At 57.2% G+C, this 19,869-nt stretch carries 14 protein-coding genes; 4 read left to right on the forward strand and 10 right to left on the reverse strand.

Annotation, left to right across the window (positions count from 1 at the left end):
* The first annotated feature begins 1 nt into the window (after position 1).
* A complete protein-coding gene (locus DMP17_RS12355) occupies positions 2 to 3,190 on the forward strand; it encodes an efflux RND transporter permease subunit (protein WP_337829376.1) in 3,189 nt (1,062 codons plus the stop codon).
* Positions 3,183 to 4,580, forward strand: a complete 1,398-nt coding sequence (locus DMP17_RS12360) for an efflux transporter outer membrane subunit (RefSeq protein ID WP_337829377.1) — start codon at positions 3,183 to 3,185, stop codon at positions 4,578 to 4,580. The genes DMP17_RS12355 and DMP17_RS12360 overlap by 8 nt, the downstream gene beginning before the upstream one ends.
* Before the next feature lie 50 nt (positions 4,581 to 4,630).
* Here DMP17_RS12360 and DMP17_RS12365 read toward each other — a convergent pair whose 3' ends face one another.
* Positions 4,631 to 4,843 (reverse strand): hypothetical protein, encoded by a 213-nt coding sequence (locus DMP17_RS12365; protein WP_337829378.1) that lies wholly within the window; start codon positions 4,841 to 4,843, stop codon positions 4,631 to 4,633.
* Between the two features lie 260 nt (positions 4,844 to 5,103).
* Here DMP17_RS12365 and DMP17_RS12370 point away from each other — a divergent pair, with 260 nt between their 5' ends.
* Positions 5,104 to 7,986, forward strand: coding sequence for a M16 family metallopeptidase (locus DMP17_RS12370; protein WP_337829379.1), 2,883 nt, complete (start codon positions 5,104 to 5,106; stop codon positions 7,984 to 7,986).
* A gap of 54 nt (positions 7,987 to 8,040) precedes the next feature.
* Positions 8,041 to 8,343 carry a hypothetical protein gene (locus tag DMP17_RS12375; protein WP_337829380.1) on the forward strand — a complete coding sequence of 101 codons (303 nt, stop codon included), beginning with the start codon at positions 8,041 to 8,043 and terminating at the stop codon, positions 8,341 to 8,343.
* A 204-nt stretch (positions 8,344 to 8,547) separates the two neighbouring features.
* On the opposite strand, the gene pal is transcribed toward DMP17_RS12375, so the two are convergent.
* The 9 genes from pal to DMP17_RS12420 all read right to left on the reverse strand — a co-directional run bounded on the left by pal (position 8,548) and on the right by DMP17_RS12420 (position 19,812).
* Positions 8,548 to 9,102: a peptidoglycan-associated lipoprotein Pal gene (gene pal, locus DMP17_RS12380; protein ID WP_337829381.1), complete on the reverse strand. Its 555-nt coding sequence runs from the start codon at positions 9,100 to 9,102 to the stop codon at positions 8,548 to 8,550.
* The gene (tolB, locus tag DMP17_RS12385) at positions 9,099 to 10,472 is read right to left on the reverse strand and encodes a Tol-Pal system beta propeller repeat protein TolB (RefSeq protein WP_337829382.1); all 1,374 of its coding nucleotides are present in this window, start codon (positions 10,470 to 10,472) and stop codon (positions 9,099 to 9,101) included. Before tolB ends, pal begins: the two co-directional genes overlap by 4 nt.
* A gap of 7 nt (positions 10,473 to 10,479) precedes the next feature.
* The gene (locus tag DMP17_RS12390; protein ID WP_337829383.1) at positions 10,480 to 11,475 is read right to left on the reverse strand and encodes a hypothetical protein; all 996 of its coding nucleotides are present in this window, start codon (positions 11,473 to 11,475) and stop codon (positions 10,480 to 10,482) included.
* 10 nt (positions 11,476 to 11,485) lie between these two features.
* On the reverse strand, positions 11,486 to 11,938 hold the full coding sequence (tolR, locus tag DMP17_RS12395) for a protein TolR (RefSeq protein ID WP_337829384.1): 453 nt from the start codon (positions 11,936 to 11,938) through the stop codon (positions 11,486 to 11,488).
* Positions 11,938 to 12,666 carry a protein TolQ gene (gene tolQ / locus DMP17_RS12400; protein ID WP_337829385.1) on the reverse strand — a complete coding sequence of 243 codons (729 nt, stop codon included), beginning with the start codon at positions 12,664 to 12,666 and terminating at the stop codon, positions 11,938 to 11,940. Before tolQ ends, tolR begins: the two co-directional genes overlap by 1 nt.
* On the reverse strand, positions 12,663 to 13,166 hold the full coding sequence (locus tag DMP17_RS12405) for a YbgC/FadM family acyl-CoA thioesterase (RefSeq protein ID WP_337829386.1): 504 nt from the start codon (positions 13,164 to 13,166) through the stop codon (positions 12,663 to 12,665). Before DMP17_RS12405 ends, tolQ begins: the two co-directional genes overlap by 4 nt.
* Before the next feature lie 1,214 nt (positions 13,167 to 14,380).
* The gene (locus DMP17_RS12410; RefSeq protein WP_337829387.1) at positions 14,381 to 15,154 is read right to left on the reverse strand and encodes an RHS repeat-associated core domain-containing protein; all 774 of its coding nucleotides are present in this window, start codon (positions 15,152 to 15,154) and stop codon (positions 14,381 to 14,383) included.
* Between the two features lie 115 nt (positions 15,155 to 15,269).
* Complete coding sequence (locus DMP17_RS12415) at positions 15,270 to 15,737, reverse strand: hypothetical protein (RefSeq protein WP_337829388.1); 468 nt, start codon at positions 15,735 to 15,737, stop codon at positions 15,270 to 15,272.
* A complete protein-coding gene (locus tag DMP17_RS12420) occupies positions 15,727 to 19,812 on the reverse strand; it encodes an RHS repeat domain-containing protein (RefSeq protein WP_337829389.1) in 4,086 nt (1,361 codons plus the stop codon). Before DMP17_RS12420 ends, DMP17_RS12415 begins: the two co-directional genes overlap by 11 nt.
* Positions 19,813 to 19,869 lie beyond the last annotated feature (57 nt).

Consider the following 19,869-nt stretch of genomic DNA (forward strand, 5'->3'; position numbering starts at 1 on the left):
TATGTCCCCCCGTTTCTTCATCGACCGCCCCATCTTCGCCTGGGTTATCGCTATCGGCATTTTGATGGCGGGTTTCATCGCGCTACGCGGTTTGCCGATCGAGCAATATCCGTCGGTTGCGCCGCCATCGCTGACGATCAGCGCGACCTATCCCGGCGCGGATGCCTCCACGCTCGAACAAAATGTCACGCAGGTGATCGAGCAGGAGCTGAACGGGGTCGAAGGCTTTCTGTATATGGCGTCGAGCAGCCAGTCGAACGGCGCGGCCTCGATTACGCTGACCTTTGAATCCGGCACCGATATTGATGCGGCGCAAATGGAGGTGCAAAACCGCCTGCGCCGCGTCGAGCAACGCTTGCCAGAAGAAGTGCGGCGTCAAGGGATTCAGGTGACGGAGGCGAATTCCGGCTTCCTCATGATCGTCGCGCTTACCTCCAAGTCGGGCAATACCGACCCGATGGTCATCAACAATTACGCCAATACGCGCCTGCTCGACGAATTGCGGCGTGTGCCGGGCGTCGGCAATGTTCAGGCGTTCGCGCCCGAATATGCGATGCGCATCTGGCTCGATCCCGACAAGCTGGCCACGTTCAACCTGTCGGCAAGCGAAGTTTTGGGCGCGGTCAAGGAACAGAATAGCCAGACACCGGGCGGCCAGCTTGGCGACCAGCCGATTGCGTCGGGGACCGAAATCAACGCGGTGATTACGACGCAAGGCCGCTTTACGACGCCGGAGCAATTTTCCGGAATCATCCTGCGCGCCAATCCCGATGGTTCGGCGGTAACCTTGGGCGATGTGGGGCGCGTCGAACTGGGCGCGGCAAGCTATCTTTTCTCGTCGGAACTCAATGGCAAATCGATGGCCGGTATGGCCGTCCAGTTGACGCCGGGCGCGAACGCGCTTTCGACCGCAGAGGGCGTCAAGGCGCGCATGGCGGAACTGGAAAAAACCTTCCCGCCCGATTTTGCCTGGTCGGTGCCTTATGACACTACGCCGTTCATCCAATTGTCGATTGACGAAGTGGTGAAAACGCTTGTCGAAGCGATGATCCTTGTGTTCCTCGTCATGTTCCTGTTCCTGCAAAATTGGCGCGCGACGGTCATTCCGACGGTGGTTGTGCCGATTGCGCTGGCGGGCGCGTGTCTTGGCCTGTGGATGCTCGGCTATTCGATCAACGTGCTGACCTTGTTCGGCATGGTGCTGGCCATCGGTATTCTGGTCGATGACGCGATTGTCGTCATTGAAAATGTCGAGCGCATCATGTCCGAAGAACATTTGCCGCCTTATGAAGCGACGGTGAAGGCGATGGGCCAGATTACCTCGGCGATTGTCGGGATCACGCTCGTCCTCATCGCGGTGTTTATCCCGATGGCGTTCTTCCCCGGGTCCACCGGCGGGATTTACCGGCAATTTTCGATGACCTTGGCGATCTCGATCGGCTTTTCGGCCTTCCTTGCGCTGACCTTGACGCCTGCTTTGTGCGCGACATTGTTGAAGCCGCATGAAGAAACCCAGCGGCGCGGGCCGGTGGGCGAGCGGGTCGACCGTTTCTTTGACTGGTTCAACAATTGGTTCGGCCGCACGACAGACAAATATCAGGGCGGCGTCGGCAAGATGCTTTCGCGTCCGCTGCGCTGGCTGGCCGTATTCGTCGCGCTGGTCGCGGTCACGGGCCTGCTATTCATGCGCCTCCCCGGCTCCTTCCTGCCTCAGGAGGACCAAGGCTATCTGATTACCGTTATTCAGGCGCCGCCGGGCGCGACGACGCAGCGCACCGACCTTGCGACCAGTCAGGCCAAGGCTTTCTTCTCCGCCCAGCCGCAAGTGCAGAATATGGTGCTGGTGCGCGGGTTCAGCTTTTTCGGGCAGGGCCAATCGAACGCGATCATGTTCACCCCTTTGAAACATTGGGACGATCGCAAGGGCACGGAAAACCGCGCCGATACGATTGCGGGCAAGGCGATGGGCGCGTTTATGGGCATCAAGGAAGCGATGGTATTCACGCTAAGCCCGCCTTCCATCCCCGAACTTGGCACCGCAAGCGGCTTTACCTTCAAGCTGGAAGATCGTGGCGGCAACGGGCGCGAAGCCCTGCTCGCCGCGCGCAACCAGATGCTCGGCGGCGCGGCACAGAGCAAATTGCTCGCCAATGTGCGCCCCGAAGGACAGGAAGATGCGCCGGTCCTCAAGCTCAATATAGACCGCACCAAGGCACGCGCATTGGGCCTGTCAATTGCCGATGTGTCGGCAACGCTCGGGATTAATTTCGGTAGCGCCTATGCCAATGACTTCACCCGCGACGGGCGCGTGCTGCGCGTATTGCTGCAGGCCGATGCCGCGAGCCGCATGACGCCGCAGGATATATTGAACCTCAAGGTGCGCAATACGCAGGGCGAAATGGTGCCGTTCGGCTCGTTCGCCAATGCAAGCTGGTCCGCCGAAGCGCCGCAGTTGCAACGCTATAACGGCTATCCGTCGATGACCATTTCGGGCGAGCCTGCACCGGGCAAATCGACCGGCGAGGCGATGGCGGAAATGGAGCGGTTGTCGACGCAATTGCCGCCGGGCTTTGCTTATGAATGGACCGGCATTTCCTTCGAGGAAAAACAATCGTCGGGGCAGATCGGCATGTTGCTCGGCCTGTCGCTGGTGGTCGTGTTCCTGTTGCTCGCCGCGCTATATGAAAGCTGGTCGGTGCCGGTTGCGGTGCTGCTGGTGGTGCCGCTCGGCGTGCTGGGCGCGGTCATCTTCTCGATGTTCCGGGGCTTGAGCGCGGACATTTATTTCAATGTCGGGCTTATCACCATCATCGGGCTGGCCGCCAAAAACGCGATTCTGATTGTCGAATTCGCCATCGAACAGGAAGCCGAAGGCAAGTCCACGCTCGATGCGACGATGGAAGCGGTCAAGCTGCGCTTGCGCCCGATCATCATGACCAGCCTTGCCTTCATCCTCGGCATGGTGCCGCTCGTCATTGCGAGCGGGGCAGGGGCCGCAAGCCGCATCGCCGTCGGCACCGGTGTGATGGGCGGGATGATTGCCGCGACGCTTTTCGGCATCTTCTTCATCCCCGTTTTCTATCTGTCGGTGCGCAAATGGCTGAGCCGCAGAAGGCCGCCCGCGCCGACCGAAAAAGGCCATCATGAGGCCGTAACAGGCCATCAGGAGGAAGGTCCGGCCCATGCGTAAAACCATTGCCCTTCTCGCCACGGCTTCGCTTGCGGGATGCACCAATCTTGCGCCGCCGCACCAGCAGCCCGCGCTCCCGACCGCGCCCGAATATCCGGCAGGCTTTGCCAATGATGTGGTGCCGGGCAAGCGCGCGACCGAGATCGCATGGCGCGATTTTCTCGCCGACCAGCGGCTGGAGCGGCTGATTACACAGGCGTTGGAACGCAACCGCGACCTTGTCATTTCGGTGGCGCGGATCGAAGAAGCGCGCGGGCTTTACCGTATACAGGACGCCGACCGGATGCCGACCATCGGGGCGAGCGGGGCGGTGACCAACAGCCGCGCCTTTTCGCCGCTATCGAGCCCGCCGGGGCCGGACGTCAGCACCTCCTATTCGATCGGTGTCGGCATCACCTCGTTCGAACTGGATTTTTGGGGCCGCGTCAAAAATATGTCCGAAGCGGCACGGCGGCAATATTTGTCGACCGTGCAGGCCGAACGCGCGTTCCGGCTGACGCTCATCCGCGATGTGTCGGGGGCATATCTGTCCTCGCGCGAAACCGAAGAACGGATTGCGCTGGCGGCGGCCACGGTCAAAAGCCGCGAAGATGGCCTGCGCATTGCCAAGCGTCGGCTTGATGCGGGCGTGACGTCCGCGCTTGATTATAAGCAGTCGGAAACCTTGCTGACACAAGCGCAGGCCGAACTTGCCGGGCTACGGCTCGCACAAGCGCAATATGATAATTATCTCGCGCTCCTCGTCGGCGGGCCGGTGGCAGAGCCGCTGCCAGCACCGCTCCCCTTGGCCGCACAAACCCAATCGCCTGCGCTGACCGCGGGCCTGCCGTCCGACCTTCTGGTCGCGCGGCCCGACATATTGGGGGCCGAAGAGCAATTGCGTGCGGCCCGCGCCAATATCGGGGCAGCGCGCGCGGCTTTCTTCCCTTCGATTTCGCTGACCGGCAATGCCGGATTCGGGTCAACCTCGCTTGGCGGATTATTCAGCGGGGACGCGCTGGGGTGGAGTTTCGGCCCGCAAATCAGCCTGCCGATTTTCGATATGGGCCGCCGCAAAGCCAATCTGACGGTGGCCGAAGCGCGCGAAAATATCGCGGTCGCGACCTATGAAAAGACCGTGCAAAATGCGTTCCGCGAAGTGTCGGACGCGCTTGCCGCCCGCCGCTATCTTGCCGAACAGGTTGCGGTGCAGGAACGCGGCACCGCGGCCACCCGCCGCATCGCGGATTTGGCCCGCAAACGTTATCGGGAAGGCGTGTCCAACTATCTTGAAGTGCTGGACGCCGAACGCAATCTGTTCGCCTCCGAACAGGCGCTCATCCAGCTACGCCGCGCCCAAGCGGATAATCTGGTGACGCTCTATGTGGCGTTGGGTGGCGGCCAATTCTGACAGGCCGGTTCTGATCGAACGGCTTTGATAAGCCGCCCGCCAACCGGATGTCAGGCCGCAGTGCTCTCTTGCGACTCGCTCTGGATATGCTCGACGACCTTGGCGAGTCGCTTCCAATGTGCACGATCCCGCGATCCGGGGGCCGAGCTTTCGGCGCGCGCAAGCATCCTGTCATAGGCTCCGTCGCCATAGCGGGCGATGATCCCGCGCGCTTCCCATATATCCTGTGCTTTGGGTTTCGAACGGAACAGGTCGGTTAACATGGAGGACTCCTGAACTGCGGACGCATAAGCAATCCGCTGAAATTGCCCCTTTTTAATGTCCGTTTTGTGAAATGGTTGCGTCACTGCTCGTTTTGAGAGCGCATTTGGTGCGAGAGCGGGGCGGATTCACGATGAACGGATATTCGCCCATAAAGTCGGAGTAAAATTTTCCGGCCCTCCCGTGAAATCTTATTGCGCGCGCGCCTCTATCGTCTATCCCTCGGTTCAACGACAATTTTGAACGCTTCAGGAGGTGGACGATGCGGGTAAGGATTTTGACAGCAGGGGTGGTTTCAACCCTCGCGCTGGTGGTGGCAACCCCGGCCTTGGCGCAAACACAGGCGAATGTAACCGCACAGGCGAAAGCAACGGCGGCCCCCAAGGCTGCGGCCACGACAAGCTCGGACGCGGCGGCAATCGTCAAGCAGGTCAACATTCCCTATCAAAGCTTTACGTTGCCCAATGGCCTGCGCGTCCTCGTCCATGAAGACCGCAAGGCGCCGATTGTGGCGGTGTCGATCTGGTATGGTGTCGGCTCCAAACATGAGCCCAAGGGCAAGACCGGCTTTGCGCACCTGTTTGAGCATCTGATGTTCAACGGTTCGGAAAATGCCCCCGATGATTTCTTCGGCTATACCGAAGCTTTGGGCGCGACCGCGCAGAATGGGACGACCTGGTTCGACCGCACCAACTATTTCCAGAATGTGCCGACCGGCGCGCTTGACCGGATGCTGTTCCTTGAAGCGGACCGCATGGGCCATTTGCTCGGCGGCGTGACGCAGGGCAAACTCGATAACCAGCGCATGGTTGTGCAGAATGAAAAGCGTCAGGGCGATAACCAGCCTTATGGCATGGTCGAATATGAACAGCTTGCCGGCCTGCTTCCGCCCGAACATCCTTATGGCCATTCGACCATCGGGTCGATGGCGGACCTTGATGCGGCCAGCCTTGCCGATGTGCGCGACTGGTTCAAGGGCAATTATGGCCCGAACAATGCGGTGCTGGTGCTGGCAGGCGATATCGACCTTGCGACCGCCAAAAAGCTGGTTGCCAAAAATTTCGGCGATATTCCGCGCGGACCCGCAATCAAAACGCCGCAAGTCTCGATCCCGACCTTGGCCGCGCCCGTCGCCAAGGTGATGAAGGACAAAGTTGCGCAAACCCGCATCTATCGTAGCTGGACCATGCCGGGCAAGCTCGACCCCGATTTCGTTCCGCTGTCGGCAGCGACTTATGCGCTGGGCGGTCTTGCGAGTTCGCGCCTCGACAATGTGCTGGTGCGCGAAGAAAAGCTCGTCTCGTCAGTGAGCCTTAACCTTCAGGATAACTCACAGCTCAGCTTCCTCGATATTTCGGCCAATGTTTTGCCGGGGCAGGATCCGGACAAGGTCGCCGCGCGGCTGGATGCGGTTATCGCCGATTTCATCAAAACCGGTCCGACACAGGATGAGCTGGATCGCGTCAAAATGGTGACGGCGGCCGGACAAATTCGCGGGCTGGAAGAAGTGGGCGGCTTTGGCGGCAAAGCGGTGACGCTGGCCGAAGGGCTGCTCTATGGCAATGACCCCGAACTCTATAAAAAGAAGCTCGCGCAACTGACCGCGCTGACACCGGCTCAGGCCCATGCGGCGGTCACCAAATGGCTGACGCGTCCGCCGCTCATGATCAAGGTCGAGCCCGGCGAGCGCCCGGCTTATGAAGAATCGCAAGGCGTAGGCGCAACCGATACGGGTAAGCCCAAGGTTTCGCCCGATACGACCGCTGCACCTCCGGGGCCGAAGCGCACTTTCCCGCCGGTCACGCCGGTAGCCGATGTGACCTTCCCCAAGGTGGAAACCGCAACGCTCGCAAATGGCGTGCGCGTCAATTTCGCGCGCCGCACCGCAATCCCGACAGTATCGGTCGCGCTGCAATTCAATGCGGGCTATTCGGCGGATCAGGCCAACAAGACCGGCCTGATGAAGCTGATGACCGGCGTGGTGCAGGAAGGCACCAAGACCAAGAATAGCAGCCAGCTTGCCGAAGCCGAAGAAAGGCTGGGCGCACAGATTAATGTGGGCTCGACGCTCGACCGCACTTTCTTCAATGCCGATGCGCTGACCGCCAAGCTTGGCCCGACGCTCGACCTGTTGGAAGATGTGGTCAAAAACCCCGCATTCGACGCGCAGGAAATCGAACGTCTGCGCACCCAGCAGATTGCGGGTATCAAGTCCGAACTCACCAACCCCGGCGGTCTTGCCGCGCGCGCGGTGGGGCAGGCGCTTTATGGCAAAAATCATGGCTATGCCTTGCCGCCGACCGGCACCGTCGCTGATGTGACCGCGATTACGCGCGATGATTTGCAACGCGCTTATGCGCAATGGATCCGTCCCGATAATCTGGAAATTTTCGTGACGGGCGACACCACGCTTGCGGCGATAACCAAGGAACTTAACAGCCGGTTCGGCCAATGGGTGCCGCCTGCCAGTGCCAAGGCGCAGAAAAATCTGACCGCGCCTGCCGCTGCGCGCGAGCGTATTGTGCTGGTCGATCGTCCCGGATCGCCGCAATCGATCATCATCGGCGCGCAGCTTTTGAACACCACGTCAAAAGAGGCCAACGAGCCGCTGGCTATTGCCAATGATGTGCTGGGCGGCGGCGGCACCGCGCGCCTGTTCATGGATCTGCGTGAAGCCAAGGGCTGGTCCTATGGCGCTTATTCGGGGGTGGGCTTTAACGAAAATGCGGTGAACCTGCGCCTTCAGGCTCCTGTCCAGCAGGACAAGACCGGCCCGTCGGTCGAAGCCTTGCGCCAGAATGTGCGCGAGATTTTGAGCAGCAAGCCGATCACCGCCGACGAGTTCAAGCGCGCGATTGACAGCCGCGTGTTGTCGCTCCCCGGTTCCTATGAAACGTCGGGTGCGGTCCTTGGGCAAATGCTCGCCGACCGGATGCGGGAACGTCCGGCCAATTATGTCGAAACCTTGCCCGGAACCTATCGCAAAATGACCCAAGCGGATGCGGAAAATGCAGCCAAGCGGCTCATTGATCCTAATAAATTTGTCTGGGTGGTTGTTGGTGATAGCGCCAAAATCAAGCCTCAGCTACAAGCATTAGGTATGCCGATCGAAGAAGTATCGTTTGACGCTACGGCGACCAAATGAATTTGGACATCGATGTATAAAAGTGATTCGTTTAATTCAGGATAGGATTTAATCATGTCGAATGTTGCAGGCACCTATGATTGCATGACCAAGACGCCGATGGGCGATCAAAAGTCGGTTTTCTCCGTTGTGGTCGACGGCGACACCTTCACCGGCAAGAATGAAGGTGCGCTTGGTTCGATGGACATTTATGACGGCAAGATCGACGGTGACACGCTCACCTGGAAGATGGACATGAAAGTCCCGATGCCGATGACGCTGGAAGGCAAAGCCACCATCGACGGCGACACCATCACCGGTTCGGTCAATGCGGGCGCTTTCGGCGCCATGCCGATGACGGGCACCCGTCAGGCGTAAATTTACGCTTCGCTAGATAAGAAAAAGGCTGCGTTCCAAAGGGAGCGCAGCCTTTTTTTGTGTGGGTCTCCCCTCCCGCTTGCGGGAGGGGTCGGGGGAGGGCCTGTTACAAACCTGCCCTCCCCGACTTCGCCTAATGCCCTTCGCTGGCGCTCACGGCCATAAGGCTTCGTTTCCCCTCCCGCAGGCGGGAGGGGAAGGGGATTACTGCACCGTCACCGTTACCGCGCGGCGGTTGCGGGCCCAGGCTTCTTCGTTCGAGCCGAGCGCTTCGGGGCGTTCCTTGCCATAGGACACGACCATGATGCGGCCGGGGTCAATGCCGAGCGAGGCGAGATAGTTTTTCGCCGAATTGGCGCGGCGTTCGCCCAGCGCGATATTATATTCGCGCGTGCCGCGTTCGTCGGCATGGCCTTCAATCGTCACGCGGACATTGGAATATTGGCGCAGCCACGCAGCCTGACTGTCAAGGATGGCGCGATCTTCGGCATCGACATCAAATTTGTCGAGCCCGAAATAGATGCGGTCCGACTGGATCTTGCTCACAAAATCCTGCTGCGATCCCGGCACAATCGTGCCGTCGCCCGTACCGGTTCCGGTGCCCGTCCCGTCGCTTCCGGCCGGAGGCGGAATATCTGCCGGGGGTTTCTTGGCGCAGCCGGTAATGGCCAATGCAGCGGCGACGACCATGCCAAGGGTGTGGAGTTTCTTCATTCTATTCTCCTCTTCTTTCAGTTCTACCCGCTCTGGAAAAATCATTGGAGGATCGGACCCCAAGCCGGATCGGACCCATCTACCGGTGTCGGCAATTTGCGTTCATTGACGCCGGTTACATCAACCTGCCACACCGATGACTTGCCGTCACGCCCTTGCGAGGTGCGGAAAAACTGGATGACACGGCCATTAGGGGCCCAGGTCGGGGCTTCATCCTGCCAACTATTTGTAAGCAAACGCTCGCCGCCGCCCGAAGGGGTCATCACGCCGATGCGGAAATTGCCCGCCATTTTGGTAAAAGCGATCAAATCGCCGCGCGGGCTCCATTCGGGCGTCGCATAACGGCCCCCGCCATGACTGATGCGCTGCTGATTCGATCCGTCGGCGTTCATCACATAAAGCTGCTGCCCGCCCGACCGGTCGCTTTCGAATACGATCTTGCTGCCATCGGGCGAAAAGCTGCCGCCCACATCAATGCCGGGCGAGGTGGTGAGCCGCTTGGGCGTGCCGCCATTGACGCTGATGCTGTAAATGTCGGTATTGCCCGCAACCGCCATCGAATAAAGGATAGTGCGGCCATCGGGCGACCAGCGCGGCGCGAGCGTGGGGTTGTTATTTTCCACCACCAGTTTCTGCTTGCCCGTCGCAATGTCATAAATGAAAATGCGCGGACGGTCGCCGAGATAGGATAGGTAGAGGATCGACTTATAATCCGGCGAAAAGCGCGGCGTCAGTGCAATCGACGATCCGGCGGTGATGAATTTATGATTGCCGCCATCCGAATCCATAATCGCAAGCTGCTTCTTGCGCGCGCCTTTTGGGCCGGTTTCGGCGATATAGGCGATGCGGCTGTCAAAGAAGGGATTTTCCCCGCTGAGCCGCGAATAGATCATGTCCGAACATTTATGCGCCGCGCGCCGCCAATCGGCGGGCGTCACGACAAAGCCCTGACGCGCCTGTTCGGAGCCGAGGTCGATATCGTAAAGATAACAGCCGACGGTCAGATTGCCGTCCGGATTGGCGCGGACAAAGCCTTGCACCAACGCTTCTGCGCCAATGCCCTTCCAGCTTCCGAACTGGGGCGCGGCCACCTCGCCATAGCCGATGGCGCGCACCTGGCCCGGACCCATCGGCTTATAGAGGCCGGAGCGTTCAAGGTTGGAGGTAATGATCTGTGCGATATTCCGGCCCAATGTCTGCGTATTGCCGCCTTCCGCGCTGGTCGGCACATTGGCGGGGGTCGCAAAGGCGGGGACGGCGATGATGGTGCGTTCGCTGCGGTCGCCTTCGCCGATGACAAGCTCGCTCGGCGGGGTTTGTGCGGTGGGCGTCACCGGCGGCGCATCCTGAGCCAAGGCGGGCGCTGCAAAGACCGAGGTAGCGGCCAGAAACAGTGAGACGGTGCGGATCATCATCGGACGTTTACCTCTTCTGGAACTTGAATTCATAATTTTGCCAATAGTCATAATGTTCAGGCGGTAGCCCCGTAAAGGGCGAGGCTTGCTGGATAGCCTTTTTTGCACATTCTTGATGACGCGCTTGTTGCGCGCGGTTGCTTTCATTGACGCCCGCGGTGGTCGTCGAGGTGAAGCCGCCAAGGCTGCCATCGCGGTTTAGCCGGAATTTGACCGTGGTGAGCAGTTCGTCCACATCGATGCCGGTCACGGCGCAGCGCGACCAAGGCCCGCGCACCTGATTGCCGATATTGGTGGTAATCGACTGGCGGATTTGTGCCGCCGAGCGCCCCGGTGCGCCGGTGGATTTGCTGCGGGAAGGCGCTTTGCCGACCGCACCCACCATGCCCGCAAGATCGCCGGTCGGCCGCGCGGCGCTGCCCTTGCCCGAACCGCTACCGGCTTTCGCCTGTGTTTTGGACTTGGCGGGCGGGGCTTTGGCAGCGGAGCGGGCAGGGGCTTTGGCGGCCGCTTTGGGGGCAGCCTTGGGCGGGGTTTTCACAACCTGTTTGGGCGTAGCCTTGGGCGTGACCTTTTTGGGAGGATCGCGCAGCACGGCGGTCTTGCTCACCTGTTTGGGCGGCGCGGGTGGAGTCACTTTGCGCACCGGGGTCGGCGGTGCAGGCGTCGGTGTCACGACCGGTTCTGGTTCGGGGAGCGGCGTTGCTTCCAAGGGCGCTGCCGCATCATCGACCGGCCCCTCTTCATCGGCCAGCATCGCGGCGGGTATTTCATCGCTCGGATTGGTCGATGTCGCTTCCAAGTCGGTTTCGGCGATCAGTTCGACCGTCATCGGCTTGGGCGGCGATGGCACATCCGACGATTTGAGTGTGAGCGACAATAGACCGAACAGGACCAGATGCGCGACCACCGAAGCGGCGAGCGCGGTCCTGTCGGCCTTATCCCAACCTTTGGGCGTCCGGCCCGTCATGTCCGGCGGTGTCGCATCCCAGCTTGTGGCCATGATCCTGTCTCTACTGGCCTTCAACTGAACCGCTCGTGACCAGTTGCACGCGGTTCAGTCCGGCCCGGTTCAATTCGCCCATCACCTGCATGACCGCGCCATAATCGAGGGTCCGGTCGGCGCGCAGCAGCACCGCAGGCGGGCTGCCTTCGCCTGACGTGTCGGCAGCAATTTCGGCGAAACGGTCGGGCAGGCTGGCTGCATCGACCAGATTTTCACCGATATAGATGGAGCCATCGCCGTCCATGCTGACGGTCACCGGATCGCGTTGTTCCTGATTGAGCGGATTGGCGCGGCTATCGGGGAGGTCCACGGGTACGCCTGCGGTCAGCAAGGGCGCGGTCACCATGAAGATGATGAGCAGCACCAGCATCACATCGACCAGCGGCGTGACGTTGATTTCGGCCATCGGCGCGCGGCGGTTGCGCCCGCTGCGGCCATGTTTATGCACGCCCATCGCCATTATTGCGCCGCCTCCAATTCGCGGCTCAGGGTCGAATGGAAGCCATCGGCAAAGCGGTTCAGCTTGGCTTCGAAGCGGTTGAGGCCGTGGCTGTAGCGGTTATAGGCTATGACCGCCGGGATTGCCGCAAACAGGCCGATGGCGGTCGCGAACAAGGCTTCGGCGATACCGGGCGCGACGACGGCCAGATTGGTGTTCTGCTGCGCTGCTATCGCGGTGAAGCTGCGCATAATGCCCCAGACGGTGCCGAACAGGCCGACAAACGGCGCGACCGATCCTACTGTTGCCAAAATGTTGAGCCGGTCGGCGAGGTTATCGACCTCGGTTGCGGTTGCCGCGTTCATCACCGTTGCGAGCCGTTCGCGCGTGCCGTCGCGGTCAATATTGGGGCCGCGCGTCGATTGCCGCCATTCGGTGAGGCCAGCGGCAAACACTTTGGCCGAGGGCGTGACGGAGGTTGCGTGCGCCTGATAAAAGCCGTCCACATCCTTGGCGCGCCAGAATTCCTGTTCGAATTTGGCGGATTCCTTATTGGCCGCGCTTAATTTGATCCAGAAGCTGAAAATCACCCACCAGGTCCAAAGGCTGGCGAGGAGCAACCCGATCATGATCGCCTTCACCACCACATCGGCTTGAAGGAACAGCGCCCAAGGCGACAGGCTGGCAGCTTCGGTGGCAAGTGTCGCGGGCGCGGCGGCTGCGGACAGGAGCAGGGTCGACAAAGTCATAAAGCGGAAAACTCTCCGTTGAGCAAAGTTTGGAAGCGCCGCACCCAGTCCGCCGGTTGGCGGCGCGGACGGCCTTCGGGTGTGATGAAAGCGGCGGTAACAGTCGCGTCGGTCAGGATGATGTCACCGCATGTGATAAGCTGGCGGATGGTGCAACTCGCGCCGCGCACCGCCTCGACCGTGCTGGTGACGATAAGCTCATCGTCAAGCCGCGCGGGGCTGCGATATTTGATCTGGAGGTCGGCGACCGCATAATGGCCTTCGCCGCCTTCGGACGCCGCGCGCTGGTCGATGCCGACAAGGCGCAACATATCCGACCGCGCCCGCTCCATATAGCGCAGATAATTGGCATGATAGACGATGCCCGAAAGATCGGTGTCCTCATAATAGATACGCACCGGAAACAAATGGCGTATTTTTCCTGCATCCCCGATGAACAGACCAGCAGGCGCAGGCGGTAAAGGCGCATTTTCAGCCGCAAAAGGGGAAGAAGAAGTCATCGCGCGGGTTTTCTAGGACCGAACGGGGGCAGGAAGCAACCGGTTAGCTTGGATTATATCGGGGAGGCGCGAAAATAGCGCGATCATCTGGGTGAGGCTTTTAATAGTCGCGCTATCATTGCGGTTGGTGAGGCCGGTCCACGCATACGCATCGTTCGACCGCGTCACCGAGGCGATCTGCGAGGCCGGGTTATAGGTGAAGCTCTGGCTAAGGTTCGACGCAGGCGCCGCTGGCATGGTGACGCCCAAAGTCGCCAGACGCGAAGCCGGATCATAACTAAAGCTCCGGCTCGTGCCATTGCCATAAGTGACCGAGGTGGGGCGGAGGCGAAAAAGAGGGGCCGAAGCCCCTATTTGTAATAATTATCTAGAATAATTTTAACTACCATGTGTACAAAAAGCAAAAAAAGCAAAATTCCAATTGCTGAAATAAATGAATTCATATCATCATGATAATTCGTTCCGTCTATTATATTTTTTCCGTATACCCATCTGTAAATCAAGGATGCCAAAGGTATCAAAATAATAGGCACGAATATCAAATAAAAATATTTTATGTATTTAGGCATTTTCCACCTATTTTATTAAGCAAAATGCATAATTATATCCTGACGAATTTCCGCCTCCCGCGTATAATCCAGCCCCATATTTTGACCCAAGTGTGATGTCAAAGCTCCCAGAACCCTAGGTATGGCCTAGTTCTCCACCAAAGCCGTCTGCACCGCCTATCTGCAAACGCCTACCACTAGTTGGGCCGGTCGACGTATGATCCCATGATCCTCCAACAAGAAGACTAGGACCTAATCCCCCAAAGGCATCTGCTCCTCTCATCCCTGTCGCACTTCTACTAACAATTAACTGTGTCCGCCCGGTAATTTCTAGATAAAAGTGATGTGATCGGAATGGGAAAGGATAATGAACCAGATGCGCTGCCACCCTATGATGGTGCTTCGACACCTTTCAAAAAACCGGGTGCTCCGAACAGCGTGCCTCCTAATGCTACTCCCAGACTGACTCTTGGCCCATAGCCCCTGCAATCTGGGGGGCCTTGCTTTGCTGGCTTCTCCCCTGTGACAACAATAGGGTCGCCTGAGTCCACACCCAAATCTGCTATATTGAAACTGATATCAATTATCCTGCTCCAATCAAATGAGGGCCATTCGAGCGGCGGATTTGTTCCGTCACTTACACAAATATATACTTCAGGGTCACATTTATTGCCTTTCATCCCCGTCGGATCGACCGATATTGATCGCATCGTCGCCGACATGGGCGGATACATTCATGCCATCACCGTAACCGCTAGGGTCGGTCTGCCGGAACCGGCCCAGCTTGGGATCGTAGAAGCGAGCCTTGTAATTATAGAGGCCCAGTTCGGGTATCCATGTTTGTCCCGTATATTGGAACCGCCCGATATTGGTCGCACTCGGCACGCCATATTCGTCGTAGCAGTTGGTGCTGACTATACCGCCCGTGCCATTCGTTACCGCAACGATGCTGCCGCGTTCATCGGCGTGGAGGAAACGGCGGTCGCTGGTGGTTGCACCTTCATACCAGACGATGGGCGCGTCGGTGCCGGGACCGTGGACATAGCGGCGGGTGAGTGTGTTGCTGCCATTGCGCTCGGTCACCAGATCGCTGCCATCATAGCCGAACCGGGTGATAGCGCTGCCTTGTGTGACCGATTGCAGGCGGCCCAGCGGGTCATAGGCCAAGCTCGTGCCAGCGGGACCGGTCTTCAGCATATTGTCGCTGCTGTAGCTATAGGCCGATGCGCCAACGCCGGTAATGTTGCCGCGCGCATCATGGGTGAGGCTCAATGCCCCTTGCGCGGTCATCTGGTTCAAACCGTTGACGGTCGCGCTGTCATTGCGATTGGTGTGCCCGTTCCACGCATAAGCATCGTTCGACCGCGTCACACTCGCTATCTGGGAGGCCGGGTTATAGGTGAAGCTCTGGCTAAGGTTCGACGCAGGCGCTGCGGGCATAGTGACGCCCAAAGTCGCCAGACGCGAAGCCGGATCATAACTAAAGCTCCGGCTCGTGCCATTGCCATAAGTGACCGAGGTGGGGCGGAGGCGAAAAAAGAGGGGCCGAAGCCCCTTATAGCAATGATATTTTTACCGATAGAAGCCCGATATTATCTATGCTAATATTAAATTTATAATATCCAGAAATAATTTCAACATTATAATTTATATTATTTGCAGAAAAATAATTATTTGAATTTTCAAATTCAGATGAAAATTTAAATAAATTATTTTTATATTTTATCCCTGGTAAATGGTCTGATAATGATAACAAAGTTTCAGATTTATTAATTATATTTGTGATAAAATTAATTTTTTTCAAAATTGTTTTTTCTATTTGAGAAGGAAAAATATTGAAAATTATGAATTTTTCAAAAGGAAGATCTCCATCAACTTCTATGAAGTTTGCATATAAATAAATTGACGTTTCCGACCCACGGAATAAAATTGCACTACATTCAAATTTTTCATTCAAAAAATCTATTTTTCTATTTTCACTAGTATGAAATATTACGTTCTCTAGGTGATTTTTAATAATCATAATGAACTACCTCACTAAAAGCAGCGTAATCAAATGCCCCAATTCCAATTTTTGTTCCTGCAGGTAAATCTATTCGAGGGCCGTTTAGGCCAACTCTTAGCTGAATCCCAGTCGGTATGTGACGCAATACCGCCTGAGTGGGAGCGCGTATGTATATCCAATTTCCAATATTTTGTACTCCGTATCTGCGCTCTACTATGGCCGGCAATGGATTTTGAATGTTATTGAGATTGGCGATTTTATTTAAATCTGCCATCCATAATCCATTAGCTCGTGATGTTCCTACCCCACCATTTCTAATCGGCCTTGGATTATCTCCAAAAGTGCGGTACCCTTCATATATTCCTGCCATAGTTAAGGGTGTTACTAATCCAGCCGATAACGGCGCTCCAATCATTCGCGCTCCCATACAGGCCATTGTAGGGTTATTCATACAACCGATAATCTGGTTAACGCCAGCTTTTGAAATACCGGGAATGACTTCTCTGATTTCCTGTCCCAGTTTCGCATTACGGTAGCCGTCATTTGCATTTGAAGAGTCTGGGTTGGTACTTAAGCAACGGCTTCCTGCGGGACAACCGCCGAACAATCCGAATTTTCCTGTGGGATCACTCTTGTTCATTGGGTCACCACCAACATAGGCGTAAAGGTTCATGCCGTCCTCCTTGCTAATCGGGTCCGTCTGCATGAACCGGCCAAGCTTGGGGTCATAGAAGCGAGCCTTGTAATTATAGAGGCCCAGTTCCGGCATCCATGTTTGCCCGGTATATTGGAACCGGCCGATATTGGTCGCGGCTGGCACGCCATAGTCGTCATAGCGGTTGGTCCCGACCACGCCGCCTGCGCTGTTGGTTACCGCAACGATGCTGCCGCGTTCGTCGGCGTGCAGGAAGCGGCGGTCGCTGGTGGTTGCACCTTCATACCAGACGATAGGGGTGTCGGTGCCGGGGCCGTGGACATAGCGACGGGTGAGTGTGTTGCTGCCATCACGCTCGGTCACCAGATCGCTGCCATCATAGCCGAACCGGGTGACATTGCTGCCTTGTGTGACCGATTGCAGGCGGCCCAGCGGGTCATAGGCTAAGCTCGTGCCAGCGGGACCGGTCTTCAGCATATTGTCGCTGGTGTAGCTGTAAGCCGATGCCCCAACGCCGGTGATGTTGCCGCGTGTATCATGGGTGAGGGGCACCGATCCTTGCGCGGTCATCTGGTTCAAACCGTTGACGGTCGCGCTGTCATTGCGATTGGTGTGCCCGTTCCACGCATAAGCATCGTTCGACCGCGTCACACTCGCTATCTGCGAGGCCGGGTTATAGGTGAAGCTCTGGCTTAGGTTCGACGCAGGCGCTGCTGGCATAGTGACGCCCAAAGTCGCCAGACGCGAGGCCGGATCATAGCTAAAGCTCCGGCTCGTGCCATTGCCATAAGTGACCGAGGTGGGGCGGCCTAAATTATCATAGGTATAGGTCGCCAACACGCCGACACCGGATGTGGCGCCATTTTCACGAATGGCGGTGACATTGCCGGTCACATCGCGATTATAATCGACATAAAAACTGTCGGGATAGGTCAACCGCGTGCGATTGCCCGTAAGGTCATAGGTCGCGGTGAAGGTCGATGTGCCGTCCGATTGGCTGGTCACGCGGCCTAACGGATCATAGCCGAGCGTGATCGTCTTGCCGCTTTCGGTTGCGTTTTTGAGCGCGCCGGTGAGAGCATAGCCATAGCTTGCATCGGCTTCGCTGCCGGGGCGGTTTTTGGAGGTGAGACGGCCCAGATTGTCATAACCGAAATTGACCAATTGCTCATCACGCAGACGGCGCTGGGTGACATTGCTGTTGGCGTCATAGCTTAACTGTTCATAATCAATGGTCGAACTGGCATTCGCGCCTTGGGTCGGAAGCGGGTAGCGGGTTTGTGACAAGCGATCATGGCCGTCATACACATAAGTGGTGCGGTTATTCTCACCATCGGTCACGGTTTCGACCTTGCCGTTGGACGTATAGGTTGCCGTGACCTCGTCCGCCTGATCAGGGGTGCCGACAGCGGTTTGCACTTTGGTCACTCGGCCTGCCGCATCATAGACTTGCTTGCTTATACGGTCGGGGCCGTTGGGACCGCTGGTTTGGGCTATGCAAGCGTTGGTCTGCGATCCCCATTGCGCCGGGTCCATACGCTGTGCGCTACATTCGACGCGGCCTAAGGCATCATAGCTGGTTTGCGTGACGCTATGTGTGGTACCCGCCGCTTTCAGTTCCTGTTTGATCGGGCGGTGCTTGGCATCATAGCTGGTTTCAAGCGCCTGGGCCGGGGTAAAGCCGGTCCAGTCTGCATCCGCTGCGCTTGCAACGGTGCCGCTTTCGGTTTTGCTGACTAATCCGTCCGGATTATAGGTGATGCGCTGTGCGGTAGGGAGACGTGTGCCGCTACCATCTGGATCTGGACTGACCACGCCCGTAAGCTGACGCGCCGCATCATATCGGTAGGTGATGGTGTCGCCTGTTCCGGCAAGCGGGCCATCGACCGTTTTGACATTTCCCACTGCATCATAAGTTGCGGTGGTGGTTGCGCTCAACGATCCATCCCCGGCCGCCGTCGTGACTGTGGTCGGCAACGCATTGCTATTATAGGCAATGGTGGTTTTGGTCTCGTCTGCCGTGCCGGCGCAACTTGCCGTAGTGCGGCAGGTTGATTGGCCAGAAAGCTTATAGACGCCATTGGTCAGCGCATAGCTGTTACGGGTTTGCGGGCGCACACCGTTCGCATCGGCAGGCGCGGTGACCGTCGTGACACCACCATGCGTGGGATCATAGGTGTAATCGGTCTGGTTGCCTTTGGCGTCCTTGGTCCAGATAGGCTTGTTACAAGTCAAGGCATTGACGCATGTTGCCGGATAGGATGCGCTGGTTACAATGTCCGCTAGACCAGATCCCGTTTTAGCAACCGCCCGGCTTTCCGTCACATTGCCCCGTGCATCATAACTTGATTGTATATAATTTCCTTCAGGCGCTATCATTTTAGTCTGCCGCGCATAACTATCATATGCAAAGGCTGTCATCTGCGACAAGGGGTTGGTGACGCTGGTGAGCCGGCGGAGGGCAATGTCGAAAGTGTAAGTAGTCGCGTGTGAAAGTGCATCTGTTACTGTGACAGTGCGAATATTTCCGGCGTCGCTGCTGCTATAAGTTGTGGTGCCGTTGAGCGTGACCAAATTGGATACACGCCCCCCTACATAATCAGCCGTGATGGATTCTGCAGTGCTACCCGGCAGAGTGACGCCTGCAATATTGCTATCTATCCAACGATAGTTTGTTGTGCGTGATAAAGGTTCCGTGATCTGATCGTTGGTGAAGCTCTGGCTTACAAGCGTTACCGAAGGATTTGCCGCATTGGCCCCTTTCATTCCAATGGGCGCGGACCAAAGAAAAAAATCAGGCCGTGTAAAAGGGTCGTCGTCAACATAAACCCAAGTATATCCGTCATAAGTTGGCGTAAGAATATAGCCCAAGCTACTATTAATATTGGTTATCCGATATGCTTTGCCTTTCCGTGTGCAGGAAAATCCTCCACCTGACTTGGGTTTGAATGCAGAGCAATATTCAATATTTTCATATGTGTAATTAAGCTGCTCTCCATTTGGGCGCGTCACATTGGTGATTAAACCGCCATTGCTATAGGGAACCCAGTCATTGAGTTTTTTCTTGTCAAAACTGGCAGTTGTGCCATCCTTGCGGCGATAAGTGTATATTTTGGCGACACTATCAAATGTAAGCGTGGATCCATTACCTTCGGTGGAATCATAACCGGTACCTGAAATGACGAAACTGTCGCTTGACCCACCAATGCTGATGATAATGGTTGTTCCCGTTTCCTGAATGAATGCAGTGACATTATCACTCCATCGGGACTTGCCTTTGGTCCAACGCTGATAGATGACATATGCTCCATCTTGTCCAAGGGTCATGGCAGGCCCTTGCACAGTGAGGCTTCCGTCAATAAGATCTACGCCATTTACATCGACGAAAGTGCGTACTGGCGCGCCGGGCGTCATTTGCGCTATAGTCGGTGCTGTCATGGCAGAACAGGAAATCAGGGCGCACAAAAGGGTGCGCCGTATCCGTGGATACGTCAT

This window comes from Pseudonocardia sp. TMWB2A, assembly GCF_017312135.1.

What these genes read in the sequence shown, in the direction of transcription:
- DMP17_RS12420 (WP_337829389.1), bottom strand. Translation starts at nt 19,812, where the DNA reads ATGACAGCACCGACTATAGCGCAAATGACGCCCGGCGCGCCAGTACGC.
- tolQ (WP_337829385.1), bottom strand. Translation starts at nt 12,666, where the DNA reads ATGACTTTGTCGACCCTGCTCCTGTCCGCAGCCGCCGCGCCCGCGACA.
- DMP17_RS12370 (WP_337829379.1), top strand. Translation starts at nt 5,104, where the DNA reads ATGCGGGTAAGGATTTTGACAGCAGGGGTGGTTTCAACCCTCGCGCTG.
- DMP17_RS12375 (WP_337829380.1), top strand. Translation starts at nt 8,041, where the DNA reads ATGTCGAATGTTGCAGGCACCTATGATTGCATGACCAAGACGCCGATG.
- DMP17_RS12415 (WP_337829388.1), bottom strand. Translation starts at nt 15,737, where the DNA reads ATGATTATTAAAAATCACCTAGAGAACGTAATATTTCATACTAGTGAA.
- DMP17_RS12410 (WP_337829387.1), bottom strand. Translation starts at nt 15,154, where the DNA reads ATGCCCGCAGCGCCTGCGTCGAACCTTAGCCAGAGCTTCACCTATAAC.
- tolB (WP_337829382.1), bottom strand. Translation starts at nt 10,472, where the DNA reads ATGATGATCCGCACCGTCTCACTGTTTCTGGCCGCTACCTCGGTCTTT.
- DMP17_RS12365 (WP_337829378.1), bottom strand. Translation starts at nt 4,843, where the DNA reads ATGTTAACCGACCTGTTCCGTTCGAAACCCAAAGCACAGGATATATGG.
- DMP17_RS12405 (WP_337829386.1), bottom strand. Translation starts at nt 13,166, where the DNA reads ATGACTTCTTCTTCCCCTTTTGCGGCTGAAAATGCGCCTTTACCGCCT.
- tolR (WP_337829384.1), bottom strand. Translation starts at nt 11,938, where the DNA reads ATGGCGATGGGCGTGCATAAACATGGCCGCAGCGGGCGCAACCGCCGC.
- DMP17_RS12355 (WP_337829376.1), top strand. Translation starts at nt 2, where the DNA reads ATGTCCCCCCGTTTCTTCATCGACCGCCCCATCTTCGCCTGGGTTATC.
- DMP17_RS12360 (WP_337829377.1), top strand. Translation starts at nt 3,183, where the DNA reads ATGCGTAAAACCATTGCCCTTCTCGCCACGGCTTCGCTTGCGGGATGC.
- DMP17_RS12390 (WP_337829383.1), bottom strand. Translation starts at nt 11,475, where the DNA reads ATGGCCACAAGCTGGGATGCGACACCGCCGGACATGACGGGCCGGACG.
- pal (WP_337829381.1), bottom strand. Translation starts at nt 9,102, where the DNA reads ATGATTTTTCCAGAGCGGGTAGAACTGAAAGAAGAGGAGAATAGAATG.